A 12,189-nucleotide genomic window follows, 5' to 3' on the forward strand; every position below is an offset into this window, starting at 1 on the left:
TGGTGCGGGTCAGGGCGCGGAACGCGGAGGCGCCGCGAAGGGCGCCGTCCCGTGTGCCCACCCGTCCCGCCCCAGCGGGACGATTGCCCACACGGGGCGTGGGCGAGGCCCACGCGGGCCGTGGGTTTCAGGCGGGGCGGGGCAGGATCTCTCGCAGGGTGGACGTCACCGCCGCCGCCAGCCGCGCGTGCCCCGCGTCGTTCGGGTGGAGGCCGTCCGCCAGGTGCTCCGGGCCGAGCAGCGGGCGGCCCGGGAGGACGTGGAGGTGCGCGTCGCCCTCCGCCGCCAGGTCCCGGCCCGCGCGTTCCATCGCCCGGCGCAGCTCCGTGAGCGTCGCCCCGAGGGCGTTGCGGGTGTGTTCGGCCTCCGGTCGCAGGACCGGGGAGACGATGAGGAGCGGCGTCGCGGGGTGCCCCCGGCGGACCAGGCCGACGAAGGCGCGGACGGTCGCGTAGAGCCAGTCGGCCGTGGCGGGCACCCGGGACCAGCAGTTGGTGCCGAACGCGAGGGTGATCAGGTCGCCCGGCAGCCGCGCCAGATGCTCGGCGAGGGGCAGCTCGCCCCGGGCACCGCCCGCGTACCCCAGGTTCACCGGGTCGAGGCCGAGGAGCCGTCCCGCCGTGGCGGGCCAGGAGTGCGCCGGACGCGTCGACCACCAGCCCTCGGTGATGGAGTCGCCGTGGACGAGCCAGCGCGGCCGGTCGGGGGCGGGGGAGAGGGCGCCCCCGACGGCCCGCAGGGCGATCGGCACGGGAGCCTGGGCCTCCGGGAGGTACACGGTGAACTCGCCCCCGCACGGAGGCAGCGGGAGCCTCACGACGGCCTCCCGCGCCGGAGCGGCGCAGGTCTCGCCCACGAGCCGCGTGCCCTGCCAGAGCGCGAAGCAGTGCCGCAGCGCCCGCAGCGGGTCGTCGGCCGCGGGGACGGCCGCCCGGTAGCGGAGCTCCACCGCGCGCGTGCCGGGCGAGGCCGTGAACTCGATCCGTACGCCGATGGGCAGCGCGGCCCGCTCGGCGATGTCCCACGGCAGCCGTGCGAGGTCCTCGGGGTCGGCGCGGACGGGCCGGTCCCCGTCCAGCCAGGCGGTGCCGCGCAGGAACGGCGCCGGGTCGAGCCAGGCCAACGGGACCTCCGGTCGTGGGGCGGTCGGGGGCTCGCAGCGTCGGTCATCCGGCATGAGGAGTCCATACGCGTGCGCGTGCCGGTTCACACCCCGATGTGTCGATTCATGCGGGGGAGCGCAATGTTCGCCCGTCTGTGCCCGAAGCGCGCAATGATCATCCGCCACTGCGCAACAACCCTGCATTACGACTGCGAACCTCCGCCCCTTAGGCTCGTGCCCCGTACCAGGAGTGGCGGCGACCGCCTGCTCGGCGGTTTCCGTCCCCCGTGGGCCTGCTTCGGCATGCCCGCGTACCGCCGCGGTCGCCTCCGTCCCCCCAGGCAGCGATAAGGAGCCTCCGCAGTGCTGGATCAAGGCGCAGCCCCACCGGTCGCCGACGCGACCACCCCGAAGACCTCCGCTCTCGGCGCACTCGTCCGGCGCAAGCCGGTGGAACGCCTGGTCGACGAGGGTGGCCAGGGTGAGGGCGGCAGTCTCCGCCGCTCGCTCTCGATGTGGCAGCTGACCATGATCAGCATCGGCGCCACGCTCGGCACGGGCATCTTCGTCGTCCTCGGCGACGCCGTCCCGAAGGCCGGCCCCGCCGTTACGATCGCCTTCGTGATCGCCGGTCTGACGGCCCTGTTCTCTGCCCTCTCGTACGCCGAGCTGGCCGGCTCCATCCCGGTCGCCGGTTCCTCGTACTCGTACGCGTACGCAACGATGGGTGAACTCGTCGCCTGGGTCTGCGGCTGGTGTCTGGTCCTGGAGTACGGCGTCTCCGTCGCAGCCGTGGCCGTCGGCTGGGGCGAGTACCTCAACGAGCTGCTCGACGGCACGATCGGCGTCACCATCCCCGATGTCCTCTCCTCGGCGCCCGGTGAGGGCGGTGTCATCAACCTGCCCGGTCTGATCGTCGTGATGCTCGCGATGGTGTTCCTGCTCGGTGGTGCCCGCGAGTCCGCCGTCGTCAACACGATCATGGTCGCGGTGAAGATCGTCACCCTCGTGATCTTCTGCGCGATCGGCTTCATGGGCTTCAAGTCCGGCAACTACAAGGACTTCATGCCGCTCGGGATGACCGGTGTCGGCGCCGCGAGCGCCACCCTGTTCTTCTCGTACATCGGCTTCGACGCCGCCTCCACCGCCGGTGAGGAGGCCAAGAACCCGAAGCGCGACCTGCCGCGGGCGATCATGCTCTCGCTGCTCATCGTCACCGTGCTCTACGTCCTCGTCGCGGCCGTCGCCGTCGGCGCCTGGCACTGGAAGGCCTTCGAGGGCTCCGAGGCCACCCTGGCCGCGATCATGAACGACGTCACCGGCCAGACCTTCTGGGGCACGATGCTCGCCGCCGGCGCGGTCATCTCCATCGCCAGCGTCGTCCTCACCGTGCTCTACGGCCAGACCCGGATCCTCTTCGCGATGTCCCGCGACGGCCTGGTCCCCAAGGTCTTCGGCAAGGTCAGCGGCAAGACGGGCACCCCGCGCATCAACACGGTGATCGTCTCGCTCTTCTGCGGTCTGCTCGCGTCGCTGATCCCGCTCGGCAAGCTCGTCGACGCCACCAGCATCGGCACGCTCTTCGCCTTCGCCCTGGTCAACATCGCGGTCATCGTGCTCCGCCGCACGCGCCCGGACATGCCGCGCACCTTCAAGGTGGCCCTCGGCCCGGTCTTCCCGATCCTCGGCTTCGTCTTCTGCGCGTACAACATGTTCAGCCTCGACGCCATCACCTGGGCGGTCTTCGGTTGCTGGATGGCCGCCGGGCTCGTGTTCTACTTCCTGTACGGCATTCGCCGCTCCCGACTGGCATCCGAACAGAAGTGATCCACCCGTAGTGCGACTCAACGACCTCGACGAACGCATCGTCCACGCCCTCGCGGAAGACGCCCGCCGCAGCTACGCCGACATCGGCTCGCTCGTCGGACTCTCCGCGCCCGCCGTGAAGCGGCGCGTGGACCGGCTCCGGGCCGAGGGCGCCATCACCGGATTCACCGTACGGGTGGACCCGGCGGCGCTCGGCTGGGAGACCGAGGGGTTCGTCGAGATCTACTGCCGCCACAACACCTCGCCGGACGACATCCGGCGGGGTCTGGAGCGGTACCCCGAGGTGGTGTCCGCGTCGACCGTCACCGGTGACGCGGACGCCGTCGTCCAGGTCTTCGCCTCGGACATGCGCCACTTCGAACGCGTCCTGGAACGCATCGCCGGCGAGCCCTTCGTGGAGCGCACCAAGTCCGTCCTGGTGCTCTCGCCGCTGCTGCGGCGCTTCTCCTCGGGCTCACCCGCGTAACCCCCCGGGGCACGGGCCGCCGGGGCGGTGCGGGCCGTGGTTCCCGCACCGCCCCCCGCCCGCCCACCCCCCGTGGGGCGGTCTACTCGGTCGGGTAGTCGAGCCGCCAGGGCAGCACCGTGAAGTCGCCGGTGCCGGGCAGCACCTTCTCGAAGGGCGCCGCGCTCAGGCACGGCGGGACCTCCAGATTCGTCTCCTTCCCGACCCAGCTGTAGCCCAGCCGGTCCCGCTTGCCGTCGTCGTGCACGGAGACGCCGACCCGCTTGTTCCGGAACGCGTCGACATCGGTCTCGATCACCTGGCCCGTCACCACGGCCACCTTTCCGCCCGTGGTGAGGCAGTCGACCTTCGCCACCGCGTACCCGCCCTTGCCGTCCTTGTAGTGGCTGAAGCGGAAGGTGCCGGTCGCGGCCTGCGGATCCGTGTTGTCCTTCGCCGCCAGGTGCGCGTCGAAGGAGAACGTGATGTCGTCCCCGGCCGGCCGGTAGAGCTTGGCCGTCCCGGTCAGCGCGGCCGCCTCCCGGACCCCGTGGGTGCCGTGCCCGGCGTCGCCCCCCGAGGCGACGGCGACACCTCCGGCCCCCAGGGTCAGCAGCACGGCGGCGGCTACGGCGACGATCTTCGTACGACGGTTCATCGTGGTCCCCTTCGGGTGGTCGTCCGGCAGGTCTTCCGGACGAACACCACTCTTCCGCGCGGACCGCGCCCGGACGTCGCGCCGCAGGACGGTCCTCGTCTCCGCCGTGCGGCGGGGAGGTCCTCCGCCCCCGGTCGGAGCCGTGCGCAACGAATCGACGCCCCGGCCCTCGATCGCGCAACGGTTCGACGGTCGGTCCGCAACGCTGGCGCCTTGTCCCGGGAGAGCGCGAAACCGTACCGTTTTTGACGTCTTCCCCCTCAACTCTCGACCCCCGAGGATCGCCGATGCCCGCGCTGCGCACCGCCCTGCTCCAGAGCTCCGGTGAGCTCGGTGACGTGGCCGCCAACCTCAAGGTCCTCGACGAGGCCGCCGCCCGCGCCGCGGCCGCCGGCGCGCACGTGCTGCTCGCCCCCGAGCTCTTCCTCACCGGCTACGCCATCGGCGCCGACATCGCGCGCCTGGCCGAGCCGGCCGACGGCCCCTCCGCCCGCGCCGTCGCGGCGATCGCCGTGCGCCACGGCCTGGCCGTCGGCTACGGCTACCCGGAGCGGGACACCGAGCGCCACGGGGTGCTCTACAACTCCGCGCAGCTCGTCGGCGCCGACGGCGTCCCGCTCGCGCGGTACCGCAAGACCCACCTCTTCGGGGATTTCGAACTGACCTGGTTCACCCCCGGCGACCGGGCCGTCGTCCAGGCGGAGCTCGGCGGGCTCACCGTCGGCATGATGATCTGCTACGACGTCGAGTTCCCCGAGAACGTCCGGGCGCACGCGCTGGCCGGTACGGACCTCCTCCTCGTACCGACCGCGCTCATGCACCCCGCGGAGGTCGTGCCCCTCTCCGTGGTGCCGGTCCGCGCCTTCGAGAACCAGCTCTACGTCGCGTACGCCAACCGGACCGGTCCCGAGGGCGACTTCGAGTTCGTCGGCCTGTCGACCCTGGCCGGCCCCGACGGCACCGCCCGGGCCCGCGCCGGGCGCGGTGAGGAGCTCGTCCTCGGCGACGTCGACCCGGCCTTCCTCGCGGCCTCCCGCGAGGAGAACCCCTACCTCCGCGACCGGCGCCCAGGCCTCTACGGCCCCCTCGTCTGACCGGCCCCGCGCCGCCGCCCCCACCCTCCCCGCCTCACCTGTTTTCCGTGCAAGGAGTCCGTACCCCATGACGTCCACGGTGCCCACGACCGCCGTCCCGCACAGCGACGGCCAGCCGCCGATCACCATGTTCGGTCCGGACTTCCCCTACGCCTACGACGACTTCCTGGCCCACCCGGCCGGTCTCGGCCAGATACCGGCCACCGAGCACGGCACCGAGGTCGCCGTCATCGGCGGCGGGCTCTCCGGCATCATCGCCGCGTACGAGCTGATGAAGATGGGCCTCAAGCCCGTCGTCTACGAGGCCGACCAGATCGGCGGCCGGCTGCGCACCGTCGGCTTCGAGGGCACCGGCACCGAGGAGCTCACCGCCGAGATGGGCGCCATGCGCTTCCCGCCCTCCTCGACCGCGCTCCAGCACTACATCGACCTGGTCGGCCTGGAGACCAAGCCCTTCCCGAACCCGCTCGCCGAGTCGACCCCGTCGACCGTCGTCGACCTCAAGGGCGAGTCGCACTACGCGACCACCGTCGACGACCTCCCGCAGGTCTACCGCGACGTGATGAACGCGTGGAACGCCTGTCTGGACGAGGGCGCCGACTTCTCCGACATGAACCAGGCCATGCGCGAGCGCGACGTCCCGCGCATCCGCGAGATCTGGTCGAAGCTCGTCGAGAAGCTCGACAACCAGACCTTCTACGGCTTCCTCTGCGACTCCGAGTCCTTCAAGTCCTTCCGGCACCGCGAGATCTTCGGCCAGGTCGGCTTCGGCACCGGCGGCTGGGACACCGACTTCCCGAACTCCATCCTGGAGATCCTCCGCGTCGTCTACACCGAGGCCGACGACCACCACCGCGGCATCGTGGGCGGCTCGCAGCAGCTGCCGCTGCGTCTGTGGGAGCGCGAGCCGGAGAAGATCGTCCACTGGGCGCAGGGCACCTCGCTCAGCTCCCTGCACGACGGCGCCCCGAAGCCGGCCGTGACGCGGCTGAACCGGACCGCGGGCAACCGGATCACGGTCACCGACGCCTCCGGCGACATCCGCACCTTCCAGGCGGCGATCTTCACCGCCCAGTCCTGGATGCTGCTGTCCAAGATCGCCTGCGACGACTCGCTCTTCCCGATCGACCACTGGACGGCGATCGAGCGCACCCACTACATGGAGTCCTCGAAGCTCTTCGTGCCCGTGGACCGGCCGTTCTGGCTGGACAAGGCCGTCGACGACAGGGGAAATCCGACCGGCCGGGACGTCATGTCGATGACGCTGACCGACCGGATGACCCGCGGCACCTACCTCCTGGACGAGGGCCCGGACAAGCCGGCCGTCATCTGCCTCTCGTACACCTGGTGCGACGACAGCCTGAAGTGGCTGCCGCTCTCGGCGAACGAGCGCATGGAGGTCATGCTCAAGTCGCTCGGCGAGATCTACCCGAACGTCGACATCCGGAAGCACATCATCGGCAACCCGGTGACGGTCTCCTGGGAGAACGAGCCCTACTTCATGGGCGCCTTCAAGGCCAACCTGCCGGGCCACTACCGCTACCAGCGCCGCCTGTTCACGCACTTCATGCAGGACCGGCTGCCCGAGGACAAGCGGGGCATCTTCCTCGCCGGCGACGACATCTCCTGGACGGCCGGCTGGGCCGAGGGCGCGGTGCAGACGGCGCTCAACGCGGTCTGGGGCGTGATGCACCACTTCGGCGGCGCGACCGACGGCACCAACCCGGGTCCCGGCGACGTGTACGACGAGATCGCCCCGGTCGAGCTCCCGGAGGACTGATCCCCGTCACGGCCTGGTCAGGGGTGTGAGCAGCATCCGTCCCACCAGGCCCACCGACCGGTCGAGGCGTTCGGTGAACTCCTCGGCCAGGTCGGGCAGCCGCCGCAGCTGCCACAGCGAGCGGGCGGCGAGCCAGGCCCCGTCACGGGCCCGGTCCAGGCTCCAGCAGCCGAGCAGATGCGTCAGCGGGTCCGCGACCTCCAGGAGGTCCGGGCCCGGCATCAGTTCCTCCCGGATGCGTTCCTCCAGGAGGACGAGGACGTCGCCGACCCGGTCGAACTCGTCCTCCAGGTCGGCCGGGGCGCACTCCAGGATCCGGCAGGCGTCGACCACGGCGAGCGCCAGGTCGTGGCCGATGTGCGCGTTGATCCCGGCGAGCGCGAACTGCAGCGGCCGTACGCCGGGATGGCGCCGGTAGTGGAAGAGGGGCCGCCAGCAGGCGGGGGCGGGGCGGCCGGTGGCGGCGGCGTCGACCGCCGCGAGATACCGCTCGGCGAACCGTACGTCGAGGGTGGCGGCGGCCCGCCGGTCGGTGAAGGCGCCCGCCTCGATGGCGTGGCCGATCTCCTCGGTGACCGTCAGATAGACCCGGTTGAAGACGGCGACCCCGTCGGCCGGATGCCACGTCGAGCGGAGCGCCCGCATCCGGTCCACCACGGGGTCGACCGCGACGAACGGGCCGACGCGGGGTCCGATCTGCTGCCCGAGCTGCTGGGTCTGCGCCATGGGGGCAGGCTCCCAGCCGCCGGGCCCGGGAGGGAACTCATCGGGCCCGGCTTCCCCAGAACGGGCGAATCACTCAGTTCTTCGACGCGTCGTCCGCGCCCGTCTCGTACGAGCTGGTGCCGGAGTCCAGGAGCGGTTCCTGGGTCTTCAGGTGGGGCGGGGCGAAGGCCCGCAGCACGTGGTAGCCGGTGATGACGACGATCGTGCCGAGCGCGATGCCGCCCAGCTCGAAGGTGTCGGTGAAGGTCAGCTTCACGCCGCCGACGCCGATGATGATGCCGGCGGCGGCCGGGACCAGGTTGAGCGGGTTGCGCAGGTCGACCCCGGCGTTGATCCAGATCTGGGCGCCGAGCAGGCCGATCATGCCGTAGAGGATCACGGTGATGCCGCCGAGGACACCGCCGGGGATCGCGGCGACGACCGCGCCGAACTTGGGGCAGAGGCCGAAGAGCAGCGCGAAGCCCGCGGCGGCCCAGTAGGCGGCGGTCGAGTAGACGCGGGTGGCGGCCATGACGCCGATGTTCTCGGAGTACGTGGTGTTCGGCGGACCGCCGACGGCGCTCGACAGCATGGAGGCGGCGCCGTCGGCGGCGATCGCGGTGCCGAGCTTGTCGTCCAGGTTGTCGCCGGTCATCTCGCCGACGGCCTTGACGTGGCCGGCGTTCTCCGCGATCAGGGCGATGACCACGGGCAGCGCGACCAGGATCGCCGACCACTCGAAGCTGGGTCCGTGGAAGGACGGCAGGCCGACCCAGTCGGCCTTGGCCACACCGGAGAGGTCGAGCCGCCAGTGGTCGGTGACCTGGCCGCTCGGGGACATCGAGTGGATCCTGCCGAAGACGAGGTCGAAGATCCACGAGATGGCGTAGCCGAAGACCAGGCCGAGGAAGATCGCGATCCGGGACCAGAACCCGCGCAGACAGACCACGGCCAGGCCGGTGAACAGCATCACCAGCAGGGCCGTCCACTGGTCCTGCGGCCAGTAGGTGGAGGCGGTGACCGGCGCCAGGTTGAAGCCGATCAGCATGACGACCGCGCCGGTCACGATCGGCGGCATCGCCGCGTGGATGATCCGCGCGCCGAACTTCCGGACGGCGAGCCCGGCCAGGAAGAGCACCGCGCCGACGACCAGGATCGCGCCCGTCACGGTGGCGCTGGTGCCGCCGGAGGCTCGGATGGCGGCGGCGACGCCGACGAACGAGAGCGAGCAGCCCAGGTAGGAGGGGACGGTGCCGCGGGTCGCGAGGAGGAAGATCGCGGTCGCGACACCGGACATCATGATCGCGAGGTTCGGGTCCAGACCCATGAGGACCGGTGCGACGAAGGAGGCGCCGAACATCGCGACGACGTGCTGGGCGCCGAGGCCGGCCGTACGCGGCCAGGAGAGCCGTTCGTCCGGGCGGACGACGGCTCCCGGGGCCGGTGTTCTCCCGTCGCCGTGCAGGGTCCAGCGCACGCCGAGGTTCATGAGGTCGCTCCCGTTCTCCGGTGTTCGGCGGCCGCGTCGTGACCGCAAAAGATCAGCCACATGGTATGCGCCGCCGTCCGCCGGAGATTCCGTACGACCGGTCCTGCCCGACCTCCTGCCCGACCGGTCCTGCCCGTCCTCCTGTCAGACCGGTCCTACCCGACCGGGCCCGCGCTCCTCGCGGGCTCGGGCGTCTTCGCCGCCGCCTCGCGCCCGCCGGACCTGAGCACGCCCGCGCCGACCACCAGGCCCAGGGCCAGCAGGGTGACCAGGCCGAAGGAGAAGACCAGTGAGGTGGCGTCCGCGATGCCGCCGATCGCCGAGGGGGCGATCAGCCCCGAGGTGTACGTGATGGTGGCGACGCCCGCGATGGCCTGGCTCGGGTTCGGGCCGCTGCGCCCGGCCGCCGCGAACGCCAGCGGGACGACGACCGCGATGCCGAGTCCGATCAGACCGAATCCGGCCATCGCGACGGCGGCGTGCGGGGCGAGGACCACCAGGACCCCGCCGAGGGTGGCGGCCGCGCCCCCGACCCGTACCGTACGGACCGCGCCGAAGCGGTCCACCACCCGGTCGCCGGCCAGCCGTGCCACCGCCATCGTCAGCGCGAAGGCGGTCGTGGAGGCGGCCGCGAGCCCCGCCGGGCTGCCCAGCTCGTCCCGGAGGTAGACGGCCGACCAGTCGAGGCTGGCGCCCTCCGCGAACACCCCGCAGAAGCCGATGGCGCCGATGACCAGCGCCGACTTGGGCGGCAGCGAGAAGCGCGGCGGGGGCTCCTCGTCCGGGGTGCTGCGGACGTCCAGGACGCCCTGGCAGAAGACCAGGCCGAGCGCGGTGAGCACGAGGGCCGCGATCAGGTGGTGGATCCGGGCGTCGCCGCCGAGGTGTGCGGCGACCGTGCCGGCGGCGGAGCCGAGCAGCGCGCCCACGCTCCACATGCCGTGCAGGCTCGACATGATGGACTTGCCGAGCCGGTTCTCGGTCTCGACGCCGAGCGCGTTCATCGCCACGTCGGACATGCCGGCGGTCGCCCCGTAGACGAAGAGCACGCCGCACAGCCCCCAGACGTTCGGGGCGAGCGAGGGCAGGGTGAGCGCGAGGGTCCACAGGGCCAGCAGGAACCGCAGGGCCGTGCGGGCGCCGAGGCGGTGCGAGACGGCCCCGGCCAGGGGCATCGCGAGCGAGGCGCCGAGCGCGGGGAAGGCGAGGGCGAGCCCGAGCTGTCCGGCGCTGACGCCCGCGTGCTCCTGGATCCAGGGGATCCGGGTCGCGAAGCTGCCGGTGACCGCGCCGTGGACGCAGAAGACGGCGGCGACCGCGAAGCGCGCCCGCCGGAGGCGATCGGTGCTGGTGACGGTCTCCGCCGCCATGGGCCCTCCCTGGGGTCGTGGTGTGCCGCGTAAACTATCAGGAACCCTGCCTGATAAATAGACCGCGGAGGGGAGTCCCGCCCGCGCGCGTCTGAGAGGATCGCCGCATGGCCGCATCCCCGAGCACCGCACGAGCCATCAACGACCGGTTCGCCCTGCGACTGCTCCAGGACGAAGGCCCGTTGACGGCCACTCAGCTCAAGACGCTCACCGGACTCTCCCGTCCGACCGTCGCCGATCTCGTCGAGCGGCTCCAGGGCTCCGGTCTCGTCCACGTCGTCGGCGAGTCCGGCGCCGAGCGCCGCGGCCCCAACGCCAAGCTGTACGGGATCGTCGCCGACCGCGCCCACCTCGCCGCCCTCGACGTCCGGACCCGCTCGGTCTCCGTCACCGTCGCCGACCTCCTCGGCACCACGCTCGCCGAGGCCACCGTCCCCGTCGGCGACGACCACGGCACGGGACCCGCGGTCGAGAAGGCGGTCGCGCTCCTGGAGCGGACCGTGAAGGAGGCGGGCGCCGACCGGCTGCACAGCGTCGCGGTGGGCGCCCCCGGACTCATCGACCCGGCCACCGGCGAGCTGCGCGACTCCTCGGGGCTGCCCGCCTGGCACCGCAGGCTCGTGGGCGTCCTCCAGGAACGGCTGCCCGCCCACGTCCTCGTCGAGAACGAGACCAACCTCGCGGCCGTCGCCGAACTGCGCGAGGGCGCGGCCCGCGACCGCGAGGACTTCGTCCTGCTCTGGCTCGGCCAGGGCGTCGGCGCGGCCGTCGTCCTCGACGGCCGCCTGCGCCGGGGGGCCTCCGGCGGCGCGGGGGAGATCGGCTTCCTGCCGGTCCCCGGCACCTCCGGGCTCCCCTCGGCCACCGGCTGCGACGGCGGCTTCCACGAGCTGGCCTGCGCGGCGGCCGTCGGCACCCTCGCCGCCGCCCACGGCCTCGACCCGGCCGGCGCGCTCGCCTCGGGCCACGGGCCCTTCCTCGACGCGCTCGCCCGCCGCCTCGCCGTCGGCGCCGCCGCCGTCGTCTCCGTCCTGGACCCGGGCTGCGTGGTCCTCGCCGGGGAGACCGGCCACCAGGGCGGTCCCGGCCTCGCCGCGCGCGTGGAGGCCGAACTCGCGGCACTGTCCCCGCTGCGCGCGGAGGTCCGCGCCACCGCCCTGGGCGACGCGGCCGTCCTGCGCGGCGCCCTGCTCAGGGCGCGCGACGCGGCCCAGGAGCAGCTGTTCCCGTAGGGGGTGCCGCGGCGATCGGGCCGGGCTCAGCGGCCCTGCCGTCGCCTGACCTCGTTCGCGTCGCCAGCACGGCGGGCCCACACCCCTCGGGGAGGCTGCTCACCACCAGGGCGAACGCCTCCTCCAGGGTGTCCACCGTGCCCAGGGTCCCCACGCCGAGGGGCCCCCGGACCCGGATACGGCCTTCGTGCCGCGGGTACACCTGGCCTCCGACCTGCGCCGCGGGGAAGCCGGTGCACCGGCTGAAGAACATGACCCCGTGGCTGACACCCGGGAACAGCTGCCGCAGTCGGGGCCGCGCGTGCGCCGCGCGGACCGTCGCGGGGTCGACGGTCTCGCCGTCGTCCTCCAGGAGGCGACTCCACTGGGCGGCCACCAGGTCGGCGGCCTCGCGGTCCTGCTCGTCGTCCGTCACGGCGGTCCTCACCTCATGTGCTTCGGCGGCTCCGGGAGATCGGGCCGGATCTCGGGGACGTCGGGCCCGGGG

Annotated in this window: 11 protein-coding genes; 5 read left to right on the top strand and 6 right to left on the bottom strand. The window is 72.5% G+C overall.

Going from position 1 to position 12,189, the window contains the following annotated elements; all coding sequences use genetic code 11:
- Positions 1-127 precede the first annotated feature (127 nt).
- Positions 128-1,177 carry a GDSL-type esterase/lipase family protein gene (locus ACFV2S_RS27445; RefSeq protein ID WP_385564401.1) on the bottom strand — a complete coding sequence of 350 codons (1,050 nt, stop codon included), beginning with the start codon at positions 1,175-1,177 and terminating at the stop codon, positions 128-130.
- Positions 1,178-1,465: 288 nt separating this feature from the next.
- Here ACFV2S_RS27445 and ACFV2S_RS27450 point away from each other — a divergent pair, with 288 nt between their 5' ends.
- Complete coding sequence (locus tag ACFV2S_RS27450; protein ID WP_385564404.1) at positions 1,466-2,929, top strand: amino acid permease; 1,464 nt, start codon at positions 1,466-1,468, stop codon at positions 2,927-2,929.
- Positions 2,930-2,939: 10 nt separating this feature from the next.
- Positions 2,940-3,395, top strand: a complete 456-nt coding sequence (locus tag ACFV2S_RS27455) for an Lrp/AsnC family transcriptional regulator (RefSeq protein WP_015032260.1) — start codon at positions 2,940-2,942, stop codon at positions 3,393-3,395.
- An 82-nt stretch (positions 3,396-3,477) separates the two neighbouring features.
- Here ACFV2S_RS27455 and ACFV2S_RS27460 read toward each other — a convergent pair whose 3' ends face one another.
- Positions 3,478-4,032: a Repetin gene (locus ACFV2S_RS27460; protein ID WP_385564407.1), complete on the bottom strand. Its 555-nt coding sequence runs from the start codon at positions 4,030-4,032 to the stop codon at positions 3,478-3,480.
- Between the two features lie 287 nt (positions 4,033-4,319).
- On the opposite strand from ACFV2S_RS27460, the gene ACFV2S_RS27465 reads away from it, so the two are divergent.
- Both ACFV2S_RS27465 and ACFV2S_RS27470 read left to right on the top strand, forming a co-directional pair.
- Positions 4,320-5,126 carry a carbon-nitrogen hydrolase family protein gene (locus tag ACFV2S_RS27465; protein WP_385564410.1) on the top strand — a complete coding sequence of 269 codons (807 nt, stop codon included), beginning with the start codon at positions 4,320-4,322 and terminating at the stop codon, positions 5,124-5,126.
- Positions 5,127-5,193: 67 nt separating this feature from the next.
- Positions 5,194-6,906 (top strand): flavin monoamine oxidase family protein, encoded by a 1,713-nt coding sequence (locus ACFV2S_RS27470; protein ID WP_385564413.1) that lies wholly within the window; start codon positions 5,194-5,196, stop codon positions 6,904-6,906.
- 6 nt (positions 6,907-6,912) lie between these two features.
- On the opposite strand, the gene ACFV2S_RS27475 is transcribed toward ACFV2S_RS27470, so the two are convergent.
- The 3 genes from ACFV2S_RS27475 to ACFV2S_RS27485 form a co-directional block, all read right to left on the bottom strand.
- Positions 6,913-7,632, bottom strand: a complete 720-nt coding sequence (locus ACFV2S_RS27475) for a DUF5995 family protein (RefSeq protein ID WP_385564416.1) — start codon at positions 7,630-7,632, stop codon at positions 6,913-6,915.
- Between the two features lie 73 nt (positions 7,633-7,705).
- Positions 7,706-9,100: a uracil-xanthine permease family protein gene (locus ACFV2S_RS27480; protein ID WP_385564419.1), complete on the bottom strand. Its 1,395-nt coding sequence runs from the start codon at positions 9,098-9,100 to the stop codon at positions 7,706-7,708.
- A 155-nt stretch (positions 9,101-9,255) separates the two neighbouring features.
- Positions 9,256-10,470 (bottom strand): MFS transporter, encoded by a 1,215-nt coding sequence (locus tag ACFV2S_RS27485; RefSeq protein WP_383787006.1) that lies wholly within the window; start codon positions 10,468-10,470, stop codon positions 9,256-9,258.
- Positions 10,471-10,577: 107 nt separating this feature from the next.
- On the opposite strand from ACFV2S_RS27485, the gene ACFV2S_RS27490 reads away from it, so the two are divergent.
- Positions 10,578-11,702, top strand: coding sequence for an ROK family transcriptional regulator (locus ACFV2S_RS27490; protein WP_385564423.1), 1,125 nt, complete (start codon positions 10,578-10,580; stop codon positions 11,700-11,702).
- On the opposite strand, the gene ACFV2S_RS27495 is transcribed toward ACFV2S_RS27490, so the two are convergent.
- Positions 11,662-12,117: a DUF6193 family natural product biosynthesis protein gene (locus tag ACFV2S_RS27495; RefSeq protein WP_385564426.1), complete on the bottom strand. Its 456-nt coding sequence runs from the start codon at positions 12,115-12,117 to the stop codon at positions 11,662-11,664. The genes ACFV2S_RS27490 and ACFV2S_RS27495 overlap by 41 nt on opposite strands.
- Positions 12,118-12,189 lie beyond the last annotated feature (72 nt).

The organism is Streptomyces sp. NPDC059695 (assembly GCF_042733785.1).
Taxonomy (GTDB): Bacteria; Actinomycetota; Actinomycetes; order Streptomycetales; family Streptomycetaceae; genus Streptomyces.

Excerpts from the sequence above, each read along its gene's own strand:
- ACFV2S_RS27445 (WP_385564401.1), bottom strand. The coding sequence starts at position 1,177 with ATGCCGGATGACCGACGCTGCGAGCCCCCGACCGCCCCACGACCGGAG.
- ACFV2S_RS27460 (WP_385564407.1), bottom strand. The coding sequence starts at position 4,032 with ATGAACCGTCGTACGAAGATCGTCGCCGTAGCCGCCGCCGTGCTGCTG.
- ACFV2S_RS27465 (WP_385564410.1), top strand. The coding sequence starts at position 4,320 with ATGCCCGCGCTGCGCACCGCCCTGCTCCAGAGCTCCGGTGAGCTCGGT.
- ACFV2S_RS27470 (WP_385564413.1), top strand. The coding sequence starts at position 5,194 with ATGACGTCCACGGTGCCCACGACCGCCGTCCCGCACAGCGACGGCCAG.
- ACFV2S_RS27475 (WP_385564416.1), bottom strand. The coding sequence starts at position 7,632 with ATGGCGCAGACCCAGCAGCTCGGGCAGCAGATCGGACCCCGCGTCGGC.
- ACFV2S_RS27480 (WP_385564419.1), bottom strand. The coding sequence starts at position 9,100 with ATGAACCTCGGCGTGCGCTGGACCCTGCACGGCGACGGGAGAACACCG.
- ACFV2S_RS27485 (WP_383787006.1), bottom strand. The coding sequence starts at position 10,470 with ATGGCGGCGGAGACCGTCACCAGCACCGATCGCCTCCGGCGGGCGCGC.
- ACFV2S_RS27490 (WP_385564423.1), top strand. The coding sequence starts at position 10,578 with ATGGCCGCATCCCCGAGCACCGCACGAGCCATCAACGACCGGTTCGCC.